General features: G+C 65.7%; 19 protein-coding genes. 14 read left to right on the top strand and 5 right to left on the bottom strand.

The window, feature by feature from the left end; genetic code table 11:
- Positions 1-148: 148 nt before the first annotated feature.
- Together acnA and ACFY5D_RS04525 are read left to right on the top strand one after the other, a co-directional pair.
- On the top strand, positions 149-2,854 hold the full coding sequence (acnA, locus tag ACFY5D_RS04530; protein WP_387525608.1) for an aconitate hydratase AcnA: 2,706 nt from the start codon (positions 149-151) through the stop codon (positions 2,852-2,854).
- Between the two features lie 134 nt (positions 2,855-2,988).
- Positions 2,989-3,153 carry a hypothetical protein gene (locus ACFY5D_RS04525; RefSeq protein WP_387525605.1) on the top strand — a complete coding sequence of 55 codons (165 nt, stop codon included), beginning with the start codon at positions 2,989-2,991 and terminating at the stop codon, positions 3,151-3,153.
- 192 nt (positions 3,154-3,345) lie between these two features.
- Here the strand turns inward: ACFY5D_RS04525 and ACFY5D_RS04520 are convergent, their stop codons facing one another.
- The 3 genes from ACFY5D_RS04520 to ACFY5D_RS04510 all read right to left on the bottom strand — a co-directional run bounded on the left by ACFY5D_RS04520 (position 3,346) and on the right by ACFY5D_RS04510 (position 6,882).
- A complete protein-coding gene (locus ACFY5D_RS04520; RefSeq protein WP_387525602.1) occupies positions 3,346-5,205 on the bottom strand; it encodes a molybdopterin-dependent oxidoreductase in 1,860 nt (619 codons plus the stop codon).
- A 97-nt stretch (positions 5,206-5,302) separates the two neighbouring features.
- Positions 5,303-6,325 (bottom strand): hypothetical protein, encoded by a 1,023-nt coding sequence (locus tag ACFY5D_RS04515; protein WP_387525599.1) that lies wholly within the window; start codon positions 6,323-6,325, stop codon positions 5,303-5,305.
- A 125-nt stretch (positions 6,326-6,450) separates the two neighbouring features.
- Positions 6,451-6,882: a low molecular weight phosphatase family protein gene (locus ACFY5D_RS04510; protein ID WP_387525596.1), complete on the bottom strand. Its 432-nt coding sequence runs from the start codon at positions 6,880-6,882 to the stop codon at positions 6,451-6,453.
- Positions 6,883-7,060: 178 nt separating this feature from the next.
- On the opposite strand from ACFY5D_RS04510, the gene dxs reads away from it, so the two are divergent.
- From dxs to ACFY5D_RS04495, 3 genes are read left to right on the top strand one after another with little or no spacing between them, the layout of a single operon-like run.
- On the top strand, positions 7,061-9,028 hold the full coding sequence (gene dxs / locus ACFY5D_RS04505) for a 1-deoxy-D-xylulose-5-phosphate synthase (protein WP_387525593.1): 1,968 nt from the start codon (positions 7,061-7,063) through the stop codon (positions 9,026-9,028).
- Positions 9,025-9,627 (top strand): DUF402 domain-containing protein, encoded by a 603-nt coding sequence (locus tag ACFY5D_RS04500; protein WP_387525590.1) that lies wholly within the window; start codon positions 9,025-9,027, stop codon positions 9,625-9,627. The genes dxs and ACFY5D_RS04500 overlap by 4 nt, the downstream gene beginning before the upstream one ends.
- Positions 9,628-9,641: 14 nt before the next feature.
- Positions 9,642-10,214 (top strand): hypothetical protein, encoded by a 573-nt coding sequence (locus tag ACFY5D_RS04495; RefSeq protein WP_387525587.1) that lies wholly within the window; start codon positions 9,642-9,644, stop codon positions 10,212-10,214.
- A 174-nt stretch (positions 10,215-10,388) separates the two neighbouring features.
- Here ACFY5D_RS04495 and argG read toward each other — a convergent pair whose 3' ends face one another.
- Positions 10,389-11,816 carry an argininosuccinate synthase gene (argG, locus tag ACFY5D_RS04490; protein ID WP_387525585.1) on the bottom strand — a complete coding sequence of 476 codons (1,428 nt, stop codon included), beginning with the start codon at positions 11,814-11,816 and terminating at the stop codon, positions 10,389-10,391.
- Positions 11,817-11,998: 182 nt separating this feature from the next.
- On the opposite strand from argG, the gene ACFY5D_RS04485 reads away from it, so the two are divergent.
- The 9 genes from ACFY5D_RS04485 to ACFY5D_RS04445 all read left to right on the top strand — a co-directional run bounded on the left by ACFY5D_RS04485 (position 11,999) and on the right by ACFY5D_RS04445 (position 21,840).
- On the top strand, positions 11,999-12,982 hold the full coding sequence (locus ACFY5D_RS04485) for an aldo/keto reductase (RefSeq protein WP_387525582.1): 984 nt from the start codon (positions 11,999-12,001) through the stop codon (positions 12,980-12,982).
- Positions 12,983-12,985: 3 nt separating this feature from the next.
- Complete coding sequence (locus tag ACFY5D_RS04480; protein ID WP_387525579.1) at positions 12,986-14,068, top strand: nucleoside hydrolase; 1,083 nt, start codon at positions 12,986-12,988, stop codon at positions 14,066-14,068.
- Positions 14,069-14,204: 136 nt separating this feature from the next.
- Positions 14,205-15,011, top strand: coding sequence for an ECF transporter S component (locus ACFY5D_RS04475; RefSeq protein ID WP_387525577.1), 807 nt, complete (start codon positions 14,205-14,207; stop codon positions 15,009-15,011).
- Positions 15,012-15,014: 3 nt separating this feature from the next.
- Complete coding sequence (locus tag ACFY5D_RS04470; protein ID WP_387525574.1) at positions 15,015-15,779, top strand: energy-coupling factor transporter transmembrane component T family protein; 765 nt, start codon at positions 15,015-15,017, stop codon at positions 15,777-15,779.
- On the top strand, positions 15,776-17,179 hold the full coding sequence (locus tag ACFY5D_RS04465; protein ID WP_387525571.1) for an ABC transporter ATP-binding protein: 1,404 nt from the start codon (positions 15,776-15,778) through the stop codon (positions 17,177-17,179). The genes ACFY5D_RS04470 and ACFY5D_RS04465 overlap by 4 nt, the downstream gene beginning before the upstream one ends.
- A 485-nt stretch (positions 17,180-17,664) precedes the next feature.
- Entirely contained in the window at positions 17,665-18,723 is a 1,059-nt protein-coding gene (locus ACFY5D_RS04460; protein WP_387525568.1) for a YncE family protein, read from the top strand.
- Positions 18,724-19,294: 571 nt separating this feature from the next.
- Positions 19,295-19,768, top strand: a complete 474-nt coding sequence (gene mscL, locus ACFY5D_RS04455; RefSeq protein ID WP_387525565.1) for a large conductance mechanosensitive channel protein MscL — start codon at positions 19,295-19,297, stop codon at positions 19,766-19,768.
- A 546-nt stretch (positions 19,769-20,314) separates the two neighbouring features.
- Positions 20,315-20,608: a hypothetical protein gene (locus ACFY5D_RS04450; RefSeq protein ID WP_387525562.1), complete on the top strand. Its 294-nt coding sequence runs from the start codon at positions 20,315-20,317 to the stop codon at positions 20,606-20,608.
- 11 nt (positions 20,609-20,619) lie between these two features.
- The gene (locus ACFY5D_RS04445) at positions 20,620-21,840 is read left to right on the top strand and encodes an NAD(P)-binding domain-containing protein (protein WP_387525559.1); all 1,221 of its coding nucleotides are present in this window, start codon (positions 20,620-20,622) and stop codon (positions 21,838-21,840) included.
- 74 nt (positions 21,841-21,914) lie between these two features.
- On the opposite strand, the gene ACFY5D_RS04440 is transcribed toward ACFY5D_RS04445, so the two are convergent.
- Entirely contained in the window at positions 21,915-22,502 is a 588-nt protein-coding gene (locus ACFY5D_RS04440; protein ID WP_387525557.1) for a hypothetical protein, read from the bottom strand.
- Positions 22,503-22,597 lie beyond the last annotated feature (95 nt).

Below are 22,597 nucleotides of genomic sequence, written 5' to 3'. Positions count from 1 at the left end.
TCGGGTCGGCGGGGTCTTCGCGCGTGTGGGGGATAGACTGTCTATAGCTCTGCCGCGAACCAACGCACGACGAACTCAGTTAGGGAATCCTAACTGGAATCGGGTGCACGCGTGCAACGAAGATGAGAATCTGGCGAGAGGAGTCCCAATGAGCAATGTGGACAGCTTTGGGGCCAAAGGCGTACTGGACGTCGATGGCAACGAATATGAAATTTTCCGGCTGAACGCAGTAGAAGGTGCGCAAAGCCTTCCGTACAGCCTCAAGGTTCTTTTGGAGAACCTGCTTCGCACCGAAGACGGTGCGAACATCACCGCGGACCACGTCAATGCAATTGGCCAGTGGGATGCAAACGCCGAACCGAACACCGAGATTCAGTTCACCCCGGCCCGCGTCATCATGCAGGACTTCACCGGTGTTCCGTGCATCGTTGACCTTGCCACGATGCGCGAAGCCGTGAAGGAACTCGGCGGCGATCCGACCCGTGTGAACCCGCTCGCACCTGCCGAAATGGTCATCGACCACTCCGTGCAGATCGACGTCGCCGGCAACGCCGGCGCGCTCGAGCGCAACATGGAAATCGAGTACCAGCGCAACGGGGAGCGTTACCAGTTCCTGCGCTGGGGCCAGACCGCATTCGACGACTTCAAGGTCGTTCCCCCGGGAACCGGCATTGTGCACCAGGTCAACATCGAATTCCTGGCACGCACCGTGATGACCCGCGAGGTCGGCGGCGTGCTGCGCGCTTACCCGGACACCTGCGTCGGCACCGACTCCCACACCACCATGGTCAACGGCATGGGCGTGCTGGGCTGGGGCGTTGGCGGCATCGAGGCCGAGGCAGCAATGCTCGGCCAGCCGGTTTCCATGCTGATCCCGCGCGTTGTCGGCTTCAAGCTCAACGGCTCGATCCCGGCAGGCGCCACCGCAACCGACGTCGTGCTGACCATCACCGAAATGCTGCGCAAGCACGGTGTCGTCGGCAAGTTCGTCGAGTTCTACGGCCAGGGCGTTGCCCAGGTTCCGCTGGCAAACCGCGCCACCATCGGCAACATGTCCCCGGAATTCGGTTCCACCGCGGCCATGTTCCCGATCGATGACGTCACCCTTGACTACCTGCGCCTGACCGGCCGCTCGGCCGAGAACGTGGCCCTCGTGGAGGCCTACGCCAAGGAACAGGGCATGTGGCACGATGCCGAGCGCGAGATCCGTTTCTCGGAGTTCCTGGAACTGGACCTGTCCACCGTGGTTCCGTCGATCGCCGGCCCGAAGCGTCCGCAGGACCGCATCGAGCTCTCCAGCGCCAAGGAACAGTTCCGCAAGGACATCCACAACTACGCCGCAGGCGCCGCCGACGAGCTGAACATCGGCCGCCCCTCCACCTCGGTCGAGGTCAGCAAGGCGGACGGCACCACGTTCTCGATCGACCACGGCCTGGTTTCCATCGCCTCGATCACCTCGTGCACCAACACGTCCAACCCTTCGGTCATGCTTGCCGCGGCACTGCTGGCACGCAAGGCCGTTGAGAAGGGCCTGACCTCCAAGCCATGGGTCAAGACCTCGGTCGCCCCGGGCTCGAAGGTCGTCACCGAGTACTACGAGAAGTCCGGCCTGCTGCCGTACCTGGAGAAGCTCGGCTTCTTCGTCGTGGGCTACGGCTGCGCAACCTGCATCGGCAACTCCGGCCCGCTGGACGCCGAGATCTCCGAGGCCATCCAGGCCAACGACCTCGCGGCCACCGCGGTGCTCTCGGGCAACCGCAACTTCGAAGGCCGCATCAACCCGGACGTGAAGATGAACTACCTGGCTTCCCCGCCGTTGGTCATCGCCTACGCCCTGGCCGGCACCATGGACTTCGACTTCGAAACCGATTCCCTGGGAACCGACACGGACGGCAACGAGGTGTTCCTCAAGGACATCTGGCCGACCCCGCTCGAGGTCCAGGCAACCATCGATTCGTCGATCGACGAGGGCATGTTCGCCAAGGGCTACGAGGGTGTCTTCGACGGCGACGATCGCTGGAAGGCGCTGGACACCCCGGCGGGCAACACCTTCGAATGGGCGGAGGATTCGACCTACGTCCGGAAGCCACCATACTTCGAGGGCATGACCGCGACCCCGGCACCGGTTGAGGACATCTCCGGCGCCCGCGTGCTGCTGAAGCTGGGCGATTCGGTCACCACCGACCACATCTCCCCGGCCGGTTCCTTCAAGTCGGACACCCCGGCCGGCAAGTACCTGCTGGCCAACGGCGTGGATCGCAAGGACTTCAACTCCTACGGCTCGCGCCGCGGCAACCACGAGGTCATGATCCGCGGCACGTTCGCGAACATCCGCATCAAGAACCAGCTCCTGGACGGCATCGAGGGTGGCTTCACCCGCGACTTCACCCAGGAAGGCGCCCCGCAGGCCTACGTCTACGACGCGGCGCAGAACTACAAGGAAGCCGGCACCCCGCTGGTCGTCCTCGGTGGCAAGGAATACGGCTCGGGCTCCTCGCGCGACTGGGCCGCCAAGGGCACCGCGTTGCTGGGCGTCAAGGCCGTCATCACCGAGTCGTTCGAGCGCATCCACCGCTCGAACCTCATCGGCATGGGCGTTCTTCCGCTGCAGTTCCCGGCCGGCGAGAACGCCGACACCCTGGGCCTGACCGGCACCGAGACCTTCTCCGTCGAGGGAGTGACCGAACTCAACAACGGCACCACCCCCAAGACCCTGAAGGTCACCGCCGTGGCGGAAGACGGCAAGACCGTCTCCTTCGACGCGGTCCTGCGCATCGACACCCCGGGCGAAGCGGACTACTACCGCAACGGCGGCATCCTGCAGTACGTCCTGCGCCAGATCTCCGCCAACTAACCAGGTAGCGAAGACCGACGCACGCAAGGGCGGGCCGGCTTGGAAATTCTCCAAGTCGACCCGCCCTTGCGGCTTTTAAAGCGGTACCGCTGCTAGCCTCGAGAAAAGCATCCTCAAGCACGGGTGGAGATGATATGGACGGGCTGCAGAGCTGGCATTTGGTCGTGCTGGCAATTTTGGTCATCATCGGCGTGGTTGCCTACTTGCTCTACGGATACTTCTTTGGTGCAAGGAAACGACAAGGGCGCCGAAATGCCCCGCCGGCTGAGCGCCGCGCGCATGACGACGAGCTCGACTGACAGGACCGTTGGCAGATTTCGTCTGTTGAGCACGACAAACCAATCCCATGTTGACCTATGAAAACCGCTTCGCTGGTGAAGCGTTGGCCACGTAAGTGGAGCGGCTATCCCGGGCGGGCGTCTCCGGAAAATTACTTGGCGCGGGGACCTACGCCCGAGGTTCCTGCCCTCCGGCTACCCGTGCCCATGGCCCTAGATTGATTGGCGGTAGCCGAAGAACTCGTGGTCGTTGTTGTAACCGCCAAGTCCTCCGCCGACCTCGTCGAACCTCTCCACGAACTCGATTCCCTTTATCCACTTGACGAGCTTGAAGCCGAGCTGGGTTTCGTTGCGGAGGCGAAGCGGCGCTCCGTGTCCGAACGGGAGTGCTTCGTCGTTCATGTCGTACGCCAACATTGTCAGCTTGTAACCCATCTGCTCAATGGGTTGTGCGTCATAATAAATTCCGCCATCGGGCCCGGCCGCGAAGGAATAGAAGATCACCCATTTGGCCTCCGGCTTGGGCTTGGCGAGGTCAAGGATGGTCTGCATGGAGACACCTCCCCATTTTGCGACTCCGGACCAGCCTTGAATGCAAAAGTGCTGGGTGATCTGCTCATGATGGGGTAGAGCCCGCAATTGCTTGAGGCTCAGCTCCAGGGGATTCTCGACGAGCCCGTTGACGCGCAGTTTGTAGTTATCGAAATCGCCGCTCTCAAGCTTTTTGTATTCCTCGGTTTCCGGGTATTTGCCGTTGTGCCAGAAGTACGGGGAAATGTCCTTCTCGGTATATTGGCCGGGCCTCGAGTCGATGTGTTCGAACAGGCGCTGGGCCGGGCCGATCAGGGCATAGCCAACTTTCTGCACAACCCGCGGACGCCGGTACGTCAAGGGTGTGGCCGCCACCCACGCCGCAACCACCAGAACCATCGAGGCTGCAAAGATCCAGAAACCCGCCCACGAGTCGCTGTCTTGGGAGGCGTACATGTGGTTAAGGTTGCGCAGCGCTCCGGTGGTCAGCACCAGCGTCACGTGAACGACTATGAACATGACGAACCAGCAGAGCACCAGAAAGTGCAGGGAACGGGCCATCTGGATGCTGAACGCGGTGCTGATGGAACGGAACCGGGTTGAAAGGGCAGGTGACATCCCCAATCCAGTGATCAGTGCCGCAGGCGCGGCGATGAACACGGTGACGAAGTACGCCACCAGCTGGAGGTCGTTGTAGTTCACCCAGCCCGTTTCCACCGGCCAGTCCAAGGACAAGTATTGGAGGGCAACCGAGGCGGAGTTCGGGATGACGTCCCAGCCCGACGGCACCAGCCTCATCCATTGGCCGGTGGAAAAGATCAGCACGTAAAAGACGATCCCGTTCAGCAGCCACAAGGTGTCTATCCCGAGGTGCCACCAACGGGCCAGGCCGATGGAGTGGCGCCGCCCGGGCAGCCCGACACCGTCGGGCAACGTGATCGAGTCTTGCTTGGCTGTGTACAGAGGATCCGTCGGTACAGGTTTCTGGACGCGAAACCATTCCTTGCCCGGTGTTGAGTGCCTGGTCCAGTAGAGCCGGGGATGGTCGGCCATGATGGTCGCCCCGGACCGAATGATGAAAGTCATCAGGAACAGGTTCATGAAGTGCTGCCAGCCCAGCCATGCAGGGAGCCCGACGGGTGCGTTCTCAGGCAGCCCAGAGGTGCCCGGGTAGCGGTGCATAAAATCTTGCACGGCGGGGAGCTCGCGGATGCCCTTCGCGACGGCGATGCCGACTACCAGCAGCACCAATCCGATGGGGATCAGCCACAAGAGGTTGAACCACTTGCCGTGGCCGATCCGGATCCGCGGGGCAACTCCGTACTGCGCGGGAACAGCGCCGGCCCAGTTCTCGTCGACGACATCGTAGCGTTTGCTGTCAAGCTCGGCACGGAAACTCGCGCCTGTCCCACCAGCGCCACTATCAGCCGCGGGAACATGTTGGCCGTTCGATGAAGGCTCCATGTACCTGAGCGTAGACCTCCTTGAAGCACAAGCGCCCCCGGAACCTTGAAGGCAATGGGGCCGGGAGTGCTGCATCATGCCGGGGTTTCGCGATCCGCCGGGCCGGCCACGAGGAGTACGAAGGGTCGGGGTTGCCCGCATTATTTTCTGTGGCCCGTACTTCGTTGACGGTCGGTCAGACTTGCTGGCCGGCAATGACCTTCCGGGCGGCGGCCAGGTGATGGGAGCTGCATTTCCCGCCATATCCCGCCCACCACGTGAGGGTATTCCCCGATCCGGGATCGTACTCGGAGCCCGTGAGCTTGGCCCCCATGGCGACGGCCATGCAATCGGCCATGTGCTCGGCCCCGTCGGCGACCCGGGGCTTCCCGTACACGGCGTCCATACGTCGATCCAGCTTGGCAAAGTCGTACTTGTAGGTCCGGTACTGCAGGATGTGGGCGCACTCGTGGTACTGGACGGCAACGGCCATGGGGTGGTTCGGGTCGAGTTTTTTGCCGCCGAAGCCGCTGGTGTCCAGGGTGATCAGCTCATTCATGTGGCCGATCCGGCCGCTGGCCTCGGCCATGTTGGGCTTGTTCGCTCCGACCGACAGCGGCACCCCCTTGCACCACTTGGCGATGTTCTTTGCCGCGGAGGCCTTCCAGCCCAGCTTGCCGATCGGAACCCCCAGGGAAACCTTGGCAACGCGGGAGGAGCGGATCCACCCGGACTTGCCCGCGTACTCGACCTTGACCCGCCCGTTGGACCTGGCATTGGTCCGGGTGCCCAGCGTGTAGTCGGCAGGGACCTTCGCCAGTTGCCTCGTTGAACAGGCCGAGGCATACAGCGGGATTGCGGAGGAGGTCTGGTACTTGGCCACGATGGCTCGCCGGATATCGGTGGATGCGGCCCAGCCGGTCTTTCCCGCCCTGGAGAGCTGGACGTATTTGCCGCTGGTCCGCCCGGTGGAGGACAGTTCCTTGCCCCGGGCCACGACTGCCACGATGGTGCCCTTGCTGGGCGAGGAGCGCAGGCTGGTCTTCCGGAGGGCTTCGTACCGGTGCCGGGGAAGCGTTTGCGCGGCGGCCGGTTGCGGCGCTGCCGCCACGGAGACTGAGAACGCGGGGCCGGCCGGCTGCCCGGCGGCGACAGCCGGTGCCGGAACAACCAGAGCCAGCGCCAGCACGGCGGCGACGGACAGGGCATGGAATCGCATGGGCAATGATCCTTGCGGGCGTGGGATGCACCTTGGACCGCCGGAGAATCCCAGGGGACGTGGCACTTGTTGGCCACGAGGCCAGCTTACGGAAAATTACGGATCACGCAATGGCCACGGGCGGATCAGCTGCCTGCCTGGCCGAGTCCCTCGTTCAACGACGCGACCCGCGCCGCAAGGTCGTCGCGCAGGAACTCCATGCGTTCGCGCTCGGTGGCGAGTTCCTTCGGTGCCGGGGCGGGAATCCAACGTTCCATCTCGACGCCCTCCAGTTCCGGGATCCGGGCCTCGCCCACGATGATGACCCGGTCTGCCGCCCTCAGGCGCTCCTCGGTCAACGCCGACGGAACCTCGGCACGCATGTCCGCCCCTGCCTCGAGGACCACGTCCGCGGCCAGCTCGTTGACGTGGTGGGCCGGGATGAGTCCCGCCGATTCCACGCGGACGCCGTCCCCGGCGGCCCGGCGCAGCAGGGCGGCTGCCATTTGCGACTTGCCGCCGTTGGTGTTGCATACGAACAGGACCGTTGGCTGTGCAGTGCTGTCTTGGGAGTTCATTCGGGGCTTCATCCTCTACGTTGAATCGGGAAAGCGAGCATTCGTGCCCCACGATCTTACGCAGGCCTGCCACGCTGGTGCCGCGTGCCACTGTGGCATCCGCCGCTATGTTGCCCCGGAGGCAAATCCAGAGCGGTAAGATTGAACGGGTATTTGTCACTTCGAAAGGACCGCCTCCGTGTCATTGCTTCAGGCCATCAACGATCCACGCGACCTGCAGGGTTTGAACATGGCCGAAATGCACCAGCTTGCCGAGGAGATCCGGACGTTCCTCATCGACAACGTGGCACGCACCGGCGGGCACCTGGGCCCCAATCTCGGCGTCGTCGAGCTGACGCTCGGCATCCACCGGATCTTCGAGTCCCCGCGCGATTCCATCATCTTCGACACCGGGCACCAGTCCTACGTGCACAAGCTGGTGACGGGCCGCCGGGACTTCTCCACGTTGCGCCAGCAGGGCGGGCTCTCCGGATACCCGGAACGCGCCGAGTCCGTGCACGACATCGTCGAGTCCTCGCACGCGTCCTCCTCCCTTTCCTGGGCCGACGGGATTTCCCGCGCCCGCAAGCTCACCGGCGAATCGGACCGCTACGTCGTGGCCCTGGTCGGCGACGGTGCGCTGACCGGCGGCATGGCCTGGGAGGCCGTGAACAACATCGCCGCCGACAAGGACCGCCGCGTGGTCATCGTCGTCAACGACAACGGCCGCTCCTACGCGCCGACCATCGGCGGCCTGGCGGACCAGCTCGCGGGCCTTCGCCGCCAGCTCGACAAGTTCCGCACGCTTCCGGCCTACGAACACACCATGGACAAGCTCAAGGACCGCCTGAAGGACTCGGGCGCCGTGGGCCAGTTCGCCTACAAGTCGCTGCACGCCACCAAGAAGGGCGTCAAGGACTGGTGGGCTCCGCAGGGGCTTTTCGAGGACCTCGGCATGAAGTACCTGGGCCCCATCGACGGGCACAACCAGGCAGCCGTCGAAGAGGCCCTGCAGCAGGCCAAGCACTTCTCCGGACCGGTGATCGTCCACGTGCTGACCGAAAAGGGCCGCGGCTACGCGCCGGCCCGCGCCGACGAGGCCGACCAGTTCCACGCCGTCGGGGTCATCGACCCGGAAACCGGCGAGCCGCTGAAGAAGGCCTCCGCACGCTCCTGGACCTCCGTCTTCGGCGAGGAAATCGCGGACATCGCCGACGACCGCGAGGACATCGTGGCCATCACCGGGGCCATGCTCCAGCCGGTGGGACTCAAGGCCATGTCCGAACGGCACCCGGACCGCGTGCTGGATGTCGGCATCGCCGAACAGCACGCCATGACCTCCGCCGCCGGCCTTGCCTTCGGCGGGCTGCACCCGGTGGTCTGCATCTACGCGACCTTCCTGAACCGCGCCTTCGACCAGCTGCTCATGGACGTGGCGCTCCACAAGGCCGGCGTCACGGTCATCCTGGACCGCGCAGGCGTGACCGGTCCGGACGGGCCAAGCCACCACGGCATGTGGGACATGGCCCTGATGCAGATTATTCCCGGCGTGCACCTGGCCGCCCCGCGCGACGCGGTGCGTCTGCGCGAGGAATTGCGCGAGGCCGTCGCCATCAAGGACGCGCCGACCGTCGTCCGCTTCTCCAAGGGAGAGGTCGGGCCGGAAATCGTTGCCCTCGAGCGGCTGCACGACGGAGTCGACGTGCTCGCGAAGCTCGGCTCCGGCGAGGAACGCGACGTGCTGATCGTCTCGGTCGGCGCCATGAGCGAGCTCTGCCTGGATGTCGCGGGCCGGCTGAACGCCCAGGGCGTCTCCGTCACGGTCGTGGACCCGCGCTGGGTGCTTCCGGTGCCGCGCTCGATCATCGGCCTGGCAGCCCGCCACCGCATCGTCGTCTGCGTCGAGGACGGCGTGCGCGCCGGCGGCGTGGGCTCCCGGATCCGCCAGGAAATGCGCGCGGCAGGTGTCGACACCGCCCTGAACGAGGTCGGCCTGCCCACCGAGTTCCTGGCCCACGGAACCCGCAGCGAGGTCATGGACCGCGTGGGCTTGAGTGCGGCGCAGATCGCCAACGACACCCTGGCGCAGGTGCTGGGCACCAAGGTGCCGTTCGCCCGCCCGCTGCCCGGCCAGGAACTGCCCACCGGACAGATCCCGCAGGTATGAAGCCGGCAGCGGTGATCCCCGCAGACCTTCCACGCGACCCGGCGAACGCCGCGGTCGGCGACATCGTGGTGGCCCGCGCCTGGAAGTACGACGGGCAGCCCCACTGGGTCGTTCCCGGCTACTACCTGGGCAAGGACCTCCACGGCCACTGGATCTACCAACCCGCGGGATCGCTTGTCTCGCGTCCCGGCCACGGGCACTGGGCGGACACCGACGCGGTGTGCCTGGTGCCGCACACCGGGTACTGGGTCGGCACGTTCTACGACGACCCGGCCGTCGAGGACCTGCGCATCTACCTGGACCTGTCATCCCACATCGGTTGGCGCGGGCTGCCCCGCGGGGGATGGGAAGTGAACTCCGTGGACATGGACCTGGATGTCATCGAATCCCGGGAACGCGGTGTCTATCTGGACGACCAAGACGAATTTGCCGAGCACTCGGCGCAGATGGCCTACCCCCAGGAGCTGGTGGCGGCCATCGAGAATGAAGCAGCATCACTACTGAATCTGGTCGGCACCGGGCACGCGCCCTTTGACGACACCATGACCGCTTGGTTTACCCGCGGCCGCGCCGCATATTCCGACGCAACATCCCGCTAAAGGAGCACCACCACATGTCAATTGTTCGCACTTACCGCCGCGACGAAGACGGCACCCTGAATTTCCGCGAAGCCTGGTTCTCCCAGTACGAGGGTGAAGAGCTGGGACAGTTCGTCGTCAACCACGGCACCGTCGGCCACCAGTCCAAGACCGAGACCGCCAAGGACGTCACCGAGGCGACCGCCCAAGGCCTGCTCGACGCCTTCACCGAACAGTGCACCGAGGACGGCTTCCTGCCGCTGACCGAAGCCGACCAGTACTGGGTCATCGTGCAGTACACGCTGAAGTCCGTCGAGGGCACCGACCGCGACAAGTACCTGGAAACCACCGCCAAGGAAGCCCTGACGGGCCACCTGGCCTGGCGCGGCCTGGGCACCGTCGAGTCCTCGGACTACGCACCGCGCAAGCTCAACATCCGCATCCTGTCCCCGGAGCCCAAGCGTGCGGTCTCGGCCATCAAGACCTGCCTGCGCGAGGCGAAGCTGGACTTCACCAAGCTCTCCATCGCCACCGCGCCGTTCGACGGACTGGAAAACCTCAAGCAGGCACACCCGTTGCCGGCCAAGGGCACCTTCTCCCTTTCGTAGGGCTCGCTTTCACAAGCGCCGGTGGGCCGGGTGCTGCAACGAGAAATTCGTTGCAGCACCCGGCCCTTTCGCATATGTATGCGTTGCGCATGCGAAAGGGCCTTGTTCATTCCCGGTTTCCCGGGGATGAACAAGGCCCTTTGTACGTCAGTCCTGCGCCAACAAGGCTAGTGCCTAGTCGGTTCCCGAATCAAAGGCGGCGCGCTCCAGCGAGCGGTCCTGGGCCAGTTCGTCGGCGTCAGCTGCTTCGGCGTCGACGATCGCCGAGGCTCCGCCTGCTTCCAGCTTGCCGACGAGTTCGACGGTCTTGTTGCCCAGCAGGCCCTGGGTGGCGTACTGCTCAAGACGCGAGCGGGAATCGGCGATGTCCAGGTTGCGCATGGTCAGCTGGCCGATGCGGTCCAACGGGCCGAAGGCCGAGTCGCCAACGCGCTCCATGGACAGCTTGTCCGGGTGGTAGCTGAGGTTCGGGCCCACGGTGTCCAGGACCGTGTAGTCGTCGCCGCGGCGCAGGCGCACGGTGACGGTGCCGGTGACGGCCGAGCCGACCCAACGCTGCAGCGATTCGCGCAGCATCAGGGCCTGCGGGTCCAGCCAGCGGCCTTCGTACATCAGGCGGCCCAGGCGGCGGCCCTCTGCGTGGTAGTTGGCCACGGTGTCTTCGTTGTGGATGGCATTGAGCAGGCGCTCGTAGGCAATGTGAAGCAGGGCCATGGCCGGTGCCTCGTAGATGCCGCGGCTCTTGGCCTCGATGATGCGGTTTTCGATCTGGTCGCTCATGCCCAGGCCGTGACGGCCACCGATCTTGTTGGCTTCGTCGACCAGCGCCACGGCGTTGGCGAACTCGACGCCGTTGATGGCGACCGGGCGGCCGGCCTCGAAGGTGATCGAGACGTCTTCGGTCTTGACCTCGACCGACTCGTCCCAGTAGCGCACGCCCATGATCGGCTCAACCGATTCCAGCGAGGTGCTCAGCAGCTCGAGGGTCTTGGCCTCGTGCGTTGCGCCCCAGATGTTGGCGTCGGTGGAGTAGGCCTTTTCGGCCGAGTCGCGGTACGGGAAGTTGCGCTCAACGAGCCATTCGCTCATCTCCTGGCGGCCGCCGAGTTCGGCGACGAATGCCGGGTCCAGCCAAGGCTTGTAGATGCGCAGCTTCGGGTTGGAGAGCAGACCGTAGCGGTAGAAGCGCTCGATGTCGTTGCCCTTGTAGGTGGAGCCGTCGCCCCAGACGTCAACGCCGTCCTCGCGCATGGCGCGAACCAGCAGGGTGCCGGTTACGGCGCGGCCCAGCGGGGTGGTGTTGAAGTAGGACTTTCCGCCGGAGCGGATGTGGAAGGCGCCACAGGCCAGGGCAACAAGGCCCTCTTCAACCAGTGCCGGCTTGCAGTCGACAAGGCGCGCGGCTTCCGCACCGTACTCCAGGGCGCGGCCCGGGACTGCATCAATATTCGGTTCATCGTACTGACCAAGGTCGCCGGTGTACGTGTAGGGAATGGCACCCTTTTCACGCATCCAGGCAACTGCAACGGACGTATCGAGGCCACCGGAGAACGCGATACCTACGCGTTCGCCAACGGGCAGGGAGGTGAGGACTTTAGACATGTTCCCCATCCTATAGGGTCATTGGGCGTTTCCGGAGAACTCGGCAAGACTGATCGGTGACACACTGTGCCGCCGGGCGCGGGCCGTGCTTGAATTTTCTGGGGGCTGTGGTCCCCGGTCCTCGCCGGCGACGCCCGTGCGAGAAACTGTGAATGCATAAATATTTGAAGGGATGAATCCTTATGAGTACGGTGGAGCATCGACGTTTGGGCAATTCCGGGCTGGCGGTTTCGGTCGTCGGATTGGGTTGCAACAACCTGGGTCGGGCCGGGACCGCCACTCAGACACAGGACGGAACGGACGCGGTCGTCAATGCCGCACTTGAGTCCGGAATCACATTCTTCGACGTCGCGGATGTCTACGGCATGGAGCCCGGCCTCTCGGAAATCATGCTCGGCAAGGCGCTGGGGTCGCGCCGCGACGAGGTCGTGATCGGCACCAAGTTCGGCCTGGACATGAATGGGGCCAACGGCAACGACTTCGGGGCCCGCGGTTCGCGCAGGTACGTCATCCGTGCGGTCGAGGCGTCCCTGACGCGATTGGGAACCGACTACATCGACCTGTACCAATTCCACACCCCCGATGCACAAACCCCGATCGCCGAGACGCTTGCCGCGCTCGACGACCTGGTGCGGGCCGGCAAGGTGCGCTACATCGGGCACTCCAACCGCGCGGGCTGGCAGATTGCCGAGGCGGAGTTCACCGCCCGGCTGCAGGGCGGCGAGCGCTTCGTCTCCACCCAAAACCACTACAACCTGCTCGACCGCCGCGCCGAACTCGAGGTCACCCCGGCCGCGGAGGCTTTCGGGCTGGGCCTGTTGCCGTACTTCCCGCTGGCCAACGGGTTGCTGACCGGCAAGTACTCCTCGGGGCAGGCGCCGGAAGGCAGCCGGTTGACCCACGCGCGGCAACACCTGATGCACACCGTCGACTTCGGCCAACTGCGCCGCTTCTCCGACTTTGCCCGGGAGCGCGGCTTCAACGAGCTCGAGGTCGCGTTCTCCTGGCTGGCCGCACAGCCGAGCGTTGCCAGCGTGATAGCCGGGGCGACCCTGCCCGAGCAGGTCGAGCAGAATGCGCGCGCGGTCTCCTGGACACCGGGACCCGAGGACCTGGCGGAGCTCGACGAGATCTTCCCCAAGATCCCCAAGATCGCGCTGTTCTAGCCCATGAACCCGCCACTGACACCGCCACGCGTCCGGATCCTGCTCGACAACGACACCGGGATCGACGACGCGCTCGCTCTTGCCTATCTGGCCGCGTGCCCGCACGTGGAGATCGTCGCGATCACCGCCACGCCGGGCAACGTCGACGCCGACCAGGTCGCCGCGAACAACCGGGCCCTGCTGGCGCTGTGCGGGCAGCCGCAGGTGCCGGTGCTGATCGGGGCGCGGGAACCGCTGCGCGTCCCGCTGGTCACCACCCCGGAAACCCATGGCCCGCAGGGGGTCGGCTACGCCACGCTGCCCGACCCCGGACCGGCCGATCCGGGGTCGGGGGAGCGCGACGCCGTCGACCACTGGATCGAGGCAGCCCGCGCCAACCCCGGGGAACTGACGGCCCTGCTGACCGCACCGCTGACCAACTTTGCGCTGGCCCTGCGCCGCGAACCGCGGCTTCCGTGGCTGCTCGGGAAGGTCGTGATCATGGGCGGCGCCTTCTACTACCAGGGCAACACGACCCCGACAGCGGAGTGGAACATGCACGTGGATCCGCACGCCGCGGCAGAGGTCTTCGCCGCCTACACGGCCGCCGCCGAGGCCGGGCTTGATGCGGCGAAGCTGCCGATCGTCTGCTCGCTGGACACCACCGAGCGCTTCGAGATGCAGCCGTCGCTGCTGACGGACCTGGCCGCGGCGGCCGGCTGCGCCGAACCCGAGGTCGTGCTTGCCGGTGACCCGGAGGGGAAGCGCAGCACCGCCTCCAACCCGCTGGTGCGCTACCTCTCCGACGCGCTGCGCTTCTACTTCGAGTTCCACCGCCTCTACGACCAGGGCTACATCGCCCACGTGCACGATTTCTTCGCCGCCGGGATCGCCGCGGGGACCCTGCAGCACCGCACCCGCCTGGCGACCGTGGACGTCGAAACCGAATCCAAGTTGCTGTTCGGGACCACCGTGGCGGACTTCCGCTCGCTGTGGGGCAAGCCGGCGAACGCGCACGTGGTGTCCTGGAACGACCCGGACACCGGGTTCGCCGAGCTCGTCGATCGGCTCGGTGCGCTGGCCCGGAGGTTGGAGGCGGCCGACTGAGAAGTCGGGCGGCCGGGGGAGTGTGCGCACGTCGGCTAGAATCGTTGTCCGGGTCAAGGTGACATAGGCCCGTCGATCACACTCCCCGGCGCCACCGGTGTTCCCGCTGGCGTCTTTGCATCCGAGGAATTCCCCCATGTCACCGAACCTGACCCTGCCCGAGACCGCCGCCGGGACCCCGCTGCGCCGCCGCCTGATGGCCGCGGCCGGAGCCCTGTTGCTCGCCGGCACCTACGCCACCCTGGTGCTGACCCAGCCCGCCGGACTCACGGACGGCCTCGGGGCTTCCGTGGCGTTGGCGACCTTCGCCGCCTACCTGGTCGCCGCGCTCCTGCTCCTGGCCGCCGTGCTTCCCGAGCTGCCGGTCTCCACGCTCACCCTGATCCCCGTGGCGCTGGCGCTGAACATCGTGCTGGGCCAGTTCGTCGGCTCCGTGATGGTCCCGCTGTACCTGGACTCGCTGGGCACCGTGCTGGTCGGCTTCCTGGCCGGGCGCCGGGCCGGGGCCGCCACCGGCGTGCTCGGCACGCTCATCTGGTCGCTGTTCAACCCGACGGTGCTGCCCTTCGCGGCCGGCGCCGCACTGGTCGGCTTCCTGGCCGGCACCGCCGCCCGCTTCGGCGCGCTGCGCCGCCCCTACCTGGCACCGGTCGCCGGCCTTGCCGCCGGCGTGCTGGTCGGCGTGGTTTCCGCCCCGGTCGCGGCCTTCGTCTTCGGCGGCACCTCGGGCGTCGGCACCGGCGCCGTGGTCGCCGCGTTCCGCTCCATGGGCGACTCGCTGCTCTCCGCCGTGACCAAGCAGGCGCTGATCTCCGACCCGGGGGACAAGGCCATCGTCTTCCTTCTTGCCGCGCTGCTCATCTACGCGCTGCCCGGACGCCTGACCGCAAGCTTCGCCTTCGTGCGCCGCTACCGCGTGCTCGGCAGCCGCAGCTCCCGCTAGCCAATGCCCCGGCCCCGCACAGCTCCGCTGCACCCCTTCACCGTGCTGAGCCTCGCCGCCGCCGTCACGGCAACCACCACGGCCGCCGGCCGCTGGTGGCTCAGCTGCGCCGTGCTGCTCGGGTGCCTGCTGCTGGCCGCGTGGGCCCGCCGCGCCCGGAAACTGGCGGGGCTCGCCGCCGCCATCCTGCTGCCCGCCTGGGGATCCCAGCTGCTCATCCACGGGATGGTCGACACCACCGGCAGCCACGTGCTGGCCGCGGCAGGCCCGCTGCGGATCACCGCCGAGGGGCTGGCGACCACCGGCCAGCTGGGGCTGCGCACCGCGGTCCTGGTGGTCGCCGGGCTGCTGTGCACGCTGCTCATCGACCGGCACGACCTGGTCGCCGCGGTCGACCTCTCGCCGGCCCCGCCCCAGCTGGGCTACCTGCTGGCGGCAACGCTCTCCCTGCTGCCCCGGATGGCCGACCGGCAGCGGGCCATCGGCGAGGCACAGGCGCTGCGCGGCGCCGCCACCGGGACCGGGATCCGGGGCTGGTGGCGGCGCGTCACCCTGCGCGCAGTGCCGCTGGTGCTCTCCTCCCTGCAGGATTCCGCGGACCGTGCGGCCCACCTGGCCGCACGCGGCTTCCCCGCGGCCGGTGCGCACACCCGTTTGCGTTCCGTCCCGGATTCGGCCGCCCAGCTGCGGCTGCGCTGGATTGCCCTGGCGTGCGTCGTCCTGGGTCCGCTGGCCGTCCTGACCCCGACGTGGGCGGGACTGGCATGAGCGCGCAGGACACCGCGGTGCTCGGGGTGGACCTGGCGAGGTTCCGCTACCACGGGGCCGCGATCGACACGCTCGCCGGGGTCGACCTGTCCCTGGCGCCGGGATCGCTGACTGCCATCGTGGGGGACTCCGGGTCCGGCAAGTCCACGCTCGGTGCGGTGCTGGCCGGGATGCTGCCGCGGCACGACGGCGACGAGCTGGAGGCGACGCTGACCCTGGCCGGGCGGCAGATCCGCCACGGCGCCGGCAGCAACGTGCGCATCGATCCGGTGGGGTGGGCCCGCCAGGTCGGGATGCTGCCCCAGGACGCCCGGCATTACCTCTCCGGGGTGCGCGAGACCGTGGAGGAGGAACTGGCCCTGGGCCTGGAGAACGCGGGGGTGCCGCGCGCGCAGATGCGTGAGCGGATCGCCGCGCTCGCGGACCGGCTGGGACTGCACCAGCTGATGGGCCGCGACCCCGGCAAGCTTTCCGGAGGGCAGGAACGCCTGGTGGCGCTGGCCGCCCTCGCGCTGGGCGAGGCGCCGGTGCTGGTGCTCGACGAGCCGCTGGCCGGCCTGGACACCGCGGCCGCGGCCCGGGTCTCGGCACTGGTGGACCGGCTGCGCTCCGGGGGCACCGCGGTGGTGCTGCTTACCCGCTTCATGGACCGGCTGGCGGTCGGTGCCGACAGGGTGCTGTTCCTGCGCGATGGCCGTTGCCACGAGGTGTGGGACACGGCGGCCGCATTCACGACACCCGTCTCAACCTCTCCGGGGCGACGACCGGTGCCCGACGCACCCGCACTGCTCGAGTTCACGGGTGCCGACCTCGGCTACCCGGGTTCCGCCACGCCCGTGGTGGCCGGCCTGGACCTGCAGCTGCGGGCCGGGGAATGCGTTGCGCTTGCCGGTCCGAACGGGACCGGCAAGACCACTGTGCTCAAGGCCGCCGCCGGCCTGATGCGACCCGGCGCCGGAAACGTGACCGGGAACGGATCCCCGGGGGGATCCGTGGGCCTGCTGCTGCAGAATCCGGTCGACCAGCTGTTCGAACGGACGGTCCGTCGCGAGGTCTCGTTCGGCCTTCCCAAGCGTGGTCCCCGGGCCGCGCGGGTCCCTGAGGTGTTGGCCTCGTTGGGGCTGGCGGACGAGTCGGAGACCCATCCCTACGAGTTGCCGGCCTCGGCCCGCAGGCTGGTCGCCCTGGCCACGGTGCTGGTGCGGGAGCCGATGGTCTTGTTGCTCGACGAGCCGACCGAGGCGCTGGATGCGGACGGGATGGCCCGGCTGCACGCGGCGATCGGGTCAGTCTTGGAGCGCGGCGGCGCGGTGCTGTTCGCTAGCCACGATGAGGCGTTCATGAACGCCACCGCGCACCGCGTGCACCGGATGGAACCGGACGCTCCCGTCAGGATCTAGGTGGCGTCCCGCATCCGGATGCAGACAGGTGCGGGCGCGCCCAAGGCGTGTTTTCCGGTAACCTCGGAAGCTTTTGCACGGCCACCGTGGCCCGCCCTCGGCGTGGGCATGTCGACCCCCGGGGTCCACCCTGCGCATTGAACGGATCCCGAATGGCCCTGGTGCGGCGGAGAGAATTTTTTGCAAGTGAACGATGCGGCCCAATCCCGCGTCTTACTCTCTGGAGCCGGTCTTTGGCGCCGCAACATTCCCTTATCCATCTGCCAGCCGAGCCGAGGAAGAACCACGACGAAACCAGTAACCGTCGAATTCCCGCTGTGGCCGGCTGCTCTGGGGGGTGTTGGGCGCAATCGTCTGGTTCTTCGGCAGGGAGTTGCCACGAATGCGCTCCTGCCTGAACCGGCCAGGCACGTCAACCGGATTTTCCGGTGTGCCTCGGGCGTCGCGCCTGGCCGCAAAATAGACCCACAGAGGAGCCACGCTTTATGCACAAACGAATCGGAACGACCACGGCGGCGCTATCCCTGATCGCGCTGTCACTCACCGGCTGCGGCGCCGCATCAGACACGGCCAATGGCGCAACCTACCAGTCCACCGATGCTGCCGCCAGTTCGGATCCGGTGGTTGCCGGAGACGGCGGAACCGCCTTTGACGCCGACATTACCAACAACTCCCTTGCCGTGAGCCCGGATGAGAAGACCGCGGTGGTCTCGGATAGCCGCGAAAAATCGCTCCTGGTCTATGACCTGGCCGCAGGTGGGCTGCGCAAGAAGATTGATGGCTTTGGCACGCCGCGAAACATTGTGTTTATCAATGAAGGCTCGCAATTTGTCGTCTCCGACAGCAGCCTCGGCACCCTCCGTTTTTACAGCACGGATGACTGTACGCTGCAGGATGAAGTAGTGGTTGGACCGGGAGCATTCGGAACAGCGGTGAGTCCGGATGGAAAGACCCTCTATGTAAACAACCAGGCACATAGCTCCGTCACGGTTGTCGATCTCGAGGCGCGGAAGCCGACCGACGTGATCACCGGCTTTTCCCGGCCGCGGCAAGGCATCAAGGTGTCCCCGGATGGAAAACGTGTCTTTGTGACGAACTTCGAGGGTGACAAGGTCACCGTTGTCGACGCCGACAGCAGGCAGGTTCTCCGCGAACTGACCGGATTCTCCAAGATCCGGGGAATCTCGGTGACCGCTGACGGGAACACCCTGTTTGCCGCCAACAGCGGGCGCAACAGCATCTCCGTGGTCGACGTACGGAACGGGGAGGTAACGAACGAAATCGAAGTCGGTCGCGAACCGTACGGTGCCGCCCTATCGCCGGACGGCACGACCCTTTTTGCCAGCAACAAGGCCGACAACACAATCGACGTCATCGACGTCACCGAGAACACCGTCGTGAAGACGCTCAATGGGTTCAAGGAGCCCCGCCAGGCAATTGTGTTCAGTGCTGACCAAAACCGGGCGTATGTGTTGAACCGGGACCTTTCCATTGCCCGCGTGAATGTCGAAGACCTTTCCTTGACGGACACGATCCGGCAATAGAGCAGGACAATGCAGGCATCCCATGCCCCAAGCATGGCTCTCAAGCCTCATGCAAGGGCAGGAATGTCGCGTGTGGCATGAGCCCAACCGCTTGTTGGCACGAGTGTCCCGTCGGAACCCTGGCTGAAGGTGAGGACCAGCGATTCGTCCTACTTCCTACTCAGCCATGGCAAGGGGGCAGGATGATGCCGGACCCACAAGGCGGATGAATCAGCCTCAAGGCACTGGTGGAATCGCCAGACCAGAAGTTACGTCAGGCAGGCAGTGGTGGACCGTAAGCCATCCTTCCGTTGGGCATCAGGCCTGCCAATGCGATTAGTGAAAAATCACGCCACCAGAAGAGGAACCGGAGCTGCTGTCGTTCTGTTTTCTGGCGACCTCATTGGTCATCGCCGGAATTTGGGAACCTGTGGTCTTGTGCGCAGTCGCCACGTGCTACATCATCCCGTGCTGGCTGCAGGGCCGCTGCCCGGTCGGCTGGCCGCCAGCACCTCTCGGGATTGCAGACGGGGACCGAGTCCCGACCTTAGGGGGCCTCCCGTTGCGGCCCCGGGAGGGCTAGCATCGTGCCATGTCGAATATGTGGAAAGAATTCAAAGCCTTTGCCATGGGCGGCAACATGTTTGACCTTGCCCTTGGCTTCATCATCGGAATCGCATTTGCTGCCCTGGTGGAGAGCCTGGCCAACGACATCCTCCTGCAGCTCGTGGCAGCAATCTTTGGCACCCCGGACTTCACGGCGCTGAGCTTCACTCTCAACAACGCCGAAATCAGGTACGGCAGTTTCCTCACTGTGCTGATCCGGTTCCTGCTGCTGGCGGTTGTCTTGTTCGGGATCGTCAAGCTCCTCAAGCGTTTTGGCATGGGCAACTTCCGTGCCCAGGGCCAGCAGGAATGCCCGTACTGCAAGGAATTCGTGGCCATCGACGCCATCAAGTGCAAGTACTGCACGGCCGACATCGAGCCCGGGCAGCTTGAGGAAGAGGACATCGAACTACTCAAGAAGCGCGAGGGTTGGCAGGACCCCAACGACGGCACCGCCTGACACGGACCCCACCGCCTGACACGGACCCCATCGCCTGGTCGCGGAGGCCACGCACTGACGCCCAGGACGCGCCGGGCGTCCCTGAAACCTCCAACGCGAGGGATCCTTGAGTGGCCTAACTGACTGCAACGGGGCAACAAGCTGGGTGCAACCGTCCTTGCGGTAGATCAACACGTCTCCGGCAAATCCATTGTTACGGCATCATTCGTCCGGCCCCCGACCATCGGGGTCATGCCTTCCACCACGACCACTGCATCCCCTGGAGCGCGAACGACCTCCACTTCTGCCATCTGGTCGGTGACTGGGTCGTAGGAAGCCGGCGAGTGCCAACACCACCGATACCTGGGCCGATGGTGCTGAAAATGCCGCTAGCCAGCGACCGCATGTACTCCTCCATATCGTCATTTGCCCAGATGCGGCCCCACGGCTGCGTCCATCTGGGGAACCTCTTGTGGTGTACCTGTGGCGGTGCCAGTATGAAAATTAAGCCTTGGGCGCTCCGTCAGCTGAATGCGGCATCCTGTCCGGGGCTCGGGAGGTCATTCCTTGAGCAAGCAGATCGTCACCATCACGAGCGCTGAAGTTCCGGTCGAGCGGGCCGGAGCCGTCGTATCGGTGTACCAGGCAATCCTGGCGCAAGATGTCCCGGACGGGTTCTTGAACACACGCCTCGTGCATGACGGGCAAGACCGTCGAGCGATCCGCACCCGGCGACGTGGCGAGGCCGCCATCGACGCCGTGCGGGCTGGGCCGCGGGCCCCCGCGGCGCGCTCCTTGGGTCGAACTCCGGGAACCGCGCCGACGCTGGCGATCCTGATCGTCGAAGCAGCCTCGACGTGAGAGGGGATGCGATGTCGGAACACATCGACACGGTCATCATCGGAGCCGGGCAGGCTGGCCTCGCCGTCAGTCGCGAACTCGGTGTTCGCGGCGTCGAGCATGTGGTTCTCGAGCGGTCTCGGGTCGCGCAGGCGTGGCGCGACCGGTGGGACAGCTTCTCGTTGGTGACACCCAACTGGACCATGGACCTGCCGGGGACTCCGTACGCCGGCCCGGACCCCGAGGGCCACGTGTCGCGAGACGAGATCATCAGCTACCTCGAGAATTATCGCTCGACCTGGGACGCGCCGGTCCGGGAGGGAGTGGACGTCGACTCGCTGCGGGCCGCGAGCGGTTCGCGTTTTGAACTGGCCACATCGCTCGGTCGGATAGCCGCGAACAACGTCGTCGTCTGCACCGGTTCGTTCCAGAAGCCGTACCGGCCACCCACCGGCGTACTGCCGCCCGGGATGCCGGTGATCGATGCGCTCGAGTATCGCAACCCCGCTGAACTCCCAGCCGGCAAGGTCTTGGTGATCGGGAGCGGGCAGACCGGCTGCCAACTGGCCGAGGAACTCTTCCTGGCCGGGCGCGAGGTGTTCTTGTCCTGCGGTCGCGCGCCCTGGGTGCCCAGACGGCTGGATGACGTTGACACGATCACGTGGCTTGCCCGTATTGGCTTCTTCGACCAGCCGTTGAACTCCTTGCCGTCACCCGCGGGCCGACTGCTGGCGAACCCGCAGACCACGGGCGCTGGCGGTGGTCGCGACCTCCACTTCCGCACGCTGCAACGGCTCGGCGTCGTTCTGTTGGGGCGTCTGGCCGGCGTCAACGGGCACCGCGCTTCATTCGTTGATGACCTGGGCGCGTCGGTGGCCTTTGGCGACGCGCGCTGGGCCGAGTGGCGCGCCCTCCTCGCCAGCGAACTCCCGACACGGGGGTACGCCGTGCCCGAGTTGCCGATTGCGGATCCGTTCCGTTACGACCCGGTGACGGAGGTCGACCTCCACGACATCGGGGTGGTCATCTACACCACGGGCTTCAGGCCGGATTACCGATGGATCGAGCTCCCGGTTTGTGACGACATGGGCTTTCCGATCACCGACGCCGGAACGAGCCCGAATCCCGGGCTGTTCTTCTGCGGCGTGCACTTCATGCGGGTCCGGCGTTCCGCGCTCATGTTCGGAGTGGGCCTCGACGCGGCAATCGTGGCGGCATCGGTCGCGTCGTCCCGCGGCCGGAGAGATACCTGAACACCGCCACTTGCCGCTGACATTCACAGTCTTCACGAAGAGAATGGGTGAGCACTGGATCGCAGATCGCCGGTTCATGTGGGGAACGTTCCGTGGGGCATCGATTCGTCGAGAATTGCCGATGCGGTGTTCTCGCATCCAGGAGTGGATTTGGCGGGCGCGTGGCCGGCAAGTTCAAATACTACGTTGATGTAGTCGTCGGAGAAGTCGACCCGTGTCAGGTGCTTGAACTTGACCTTGATCAGGAGGTCGTCCCATTGCGCGCGGGGATCGATGGTGTGGAACCATGCGGACTTCTTTCCCCATTCCACGGGTGTACCAATCCAGAGCATGTTCGGGCGTCGAACTTCCGTATGTAGGCCGATGACGGCGGCCGTTTGTGAAATGTCCGCGAGGAACGACGCCGGCCCCGCTAGGTCGATGGGTTCAGGGGGTCGGGCCGGAGGCCATGGTTGGTGCGAGTGGAGGAATGGAATGAAAGTCTTGCTGGCCCTCACCGCGCGGATGTCGGCGAGCCTGAAAATCGTGTATCCATCGAAGTAGCCGCCGTCCCGGAGACCTGCGAGGAGGACCCGCTCGGCGTCCAGATCGAGCACGATGCCGCCGAATAGTTCGTTCGGGGCGCAATGGCGGGAAATGTATACTGGCAGAAGTTCGCTCATGGAGCGACTTAGGCGAGAGCCGATCTTTTCGGGGGAACGGTTCTTTTCCTACCTCATCCTGACATGGCGACCGAAGGGATGCACGACGGCACTGC

Origin of the sequence: Paeniglutamicibacter sp. NPDC012692, from assembly GCF_042901625.1 — a bacterium.
Taxonomy (GTDB): Bacteria; Actinomycetota; Actinomycetes; order Actinomycetales; family Micrococcaceae; genus Paeniglutamicibacter.
The sequence above is the reverse complement of the archived record's forward strand: the minus strand, read 5'-3'. Positions and strand labels throughout refer to the sequence as shown.

Excerpts from the sequence above, each read along its gene's own strand:
- ACFY5D_RS04480 (WP_387525579.1), top strand. The coding sequence starts at position 12,986 with ATGAACCCGCCACTGACACCGCCACGCGTCCGGATCCTGCTCGACAAC.
- mscL (WP_387525565.1), top strand. The coding sequence starts at position 19,295 with ATGTCGAATATGTGGAAAGAATTCAAAGCCTTTGCCATGGGCGGCAAC.
- ACFY5D_RS04475 (WP_387525577.1), top strand. The coding sequence starts at position 14,205 with ATGTCACCGAACCTGACCCTGCCCGAGACCGCCGCCGGGACCCCGCTG.
- ACFY5D_RS04470 (WP_387525574.1), top strand. The coding sequence starts at position 15,015 with ATGCCCCGGCCCCGCACAGCTCCGCTGCACCCCTTCACCGTGCTGAGC.
- ACFY5D_RS04485 (WP_387525582.1), top strand. The coding sequence starts at position 11,999 with ATGAGTACGGTGGAGCATCGACGTTTGGGCAATTCCGGGCTGGCGGTT.
- argG (WP_387525585.1), bottom strand. The coding sequence starts at position 11,816 with ATGTCTAAAGTCCTCACCTCCCTGCCCGTTGGCGAACGCGTAGGTATC.
- ACFY5D_RS04510 (WP_387525596.1), bottom strand. The coding sequence starts at position 6,882 with ATGAACTCCCAAGACAGCACTGCACAGCCAACGGTCCTGTTCGTATGC.
- ACFY5D_RS04465 (WP_387525571.1), top strand. The coding sequence starts at position 15,776 with ATGAGCGCGCAGGACACCGCGGTGCTCGGGGTGGACCTGGCGAGGTTC.
- ACFY5D_RS04500 (WP_387525590.1), top strand. The coding sequence starts at position 9,025 with ATGAAGCCGGCAGCGGTGATCCCCGCAGACCTTCCACGCGACCCGGCG.
- ACFY5D_RS04445 (WP_387525559.1), top strand. The coding sequence starts at position 20,620 with ATGTCGGAACACATCGACACGGTCATCATCGGAGCCGGGCAGGCTGGC.
- ACFY5D_RS04520 (WP_387525602.1), bottom strand. The coding sequence starts at position 5,205 with ATGATGCAGCACTCCCGGCCCCATTGCCTTCAAGGTTCCGGGGGCGCT.
- ACFY5D_RS04515 (WP_387525599.1), bottom strand. The coding sequence starts at position 6,325 with ATGCGATTCCATGCCCTGTCCGTCGCCGCCGTGCTGGCGCTGGCTCTG.
- acnA (WP_387525608.1), top strand. The coding sequence starts at position 149 with ATGAGCAATGTGGACAGCTTTGGGGCCAAAGGCGTACTGGACGTCGAT.
- ACFY5D_RS04495 (WP_387525587.1), top strand. The coding sequence starts at position 9,642 with ATGTCAATTGTTCGCACTTACCGCCGCGACGAAGACGGCACCCTGAAT.
- ACFY5D_RS04440 (WP_387525557.1), bottom strand. The coding sequence starts at position 22,502 with ATGAGCGAACTTCTGCCAGTATACATTTCCCGCCATTGCGCCCCGAAC.
- ACFY5D_RS04460 (WP_387525568.1), top strand. The coding sequence starts at position 17,665 with ATGCACAAACGAATCGGAACGACCACGGCGGCGCTATCCCTGATCGCG.
- ACFY5D_RS04525 (WP_387525605.1), top strand. The coding sequence starts at position 2,989 with ATGGACGGGCTGCAGAGCTGGCATTTGGTCGTGCTGGCAATTTTGGTC.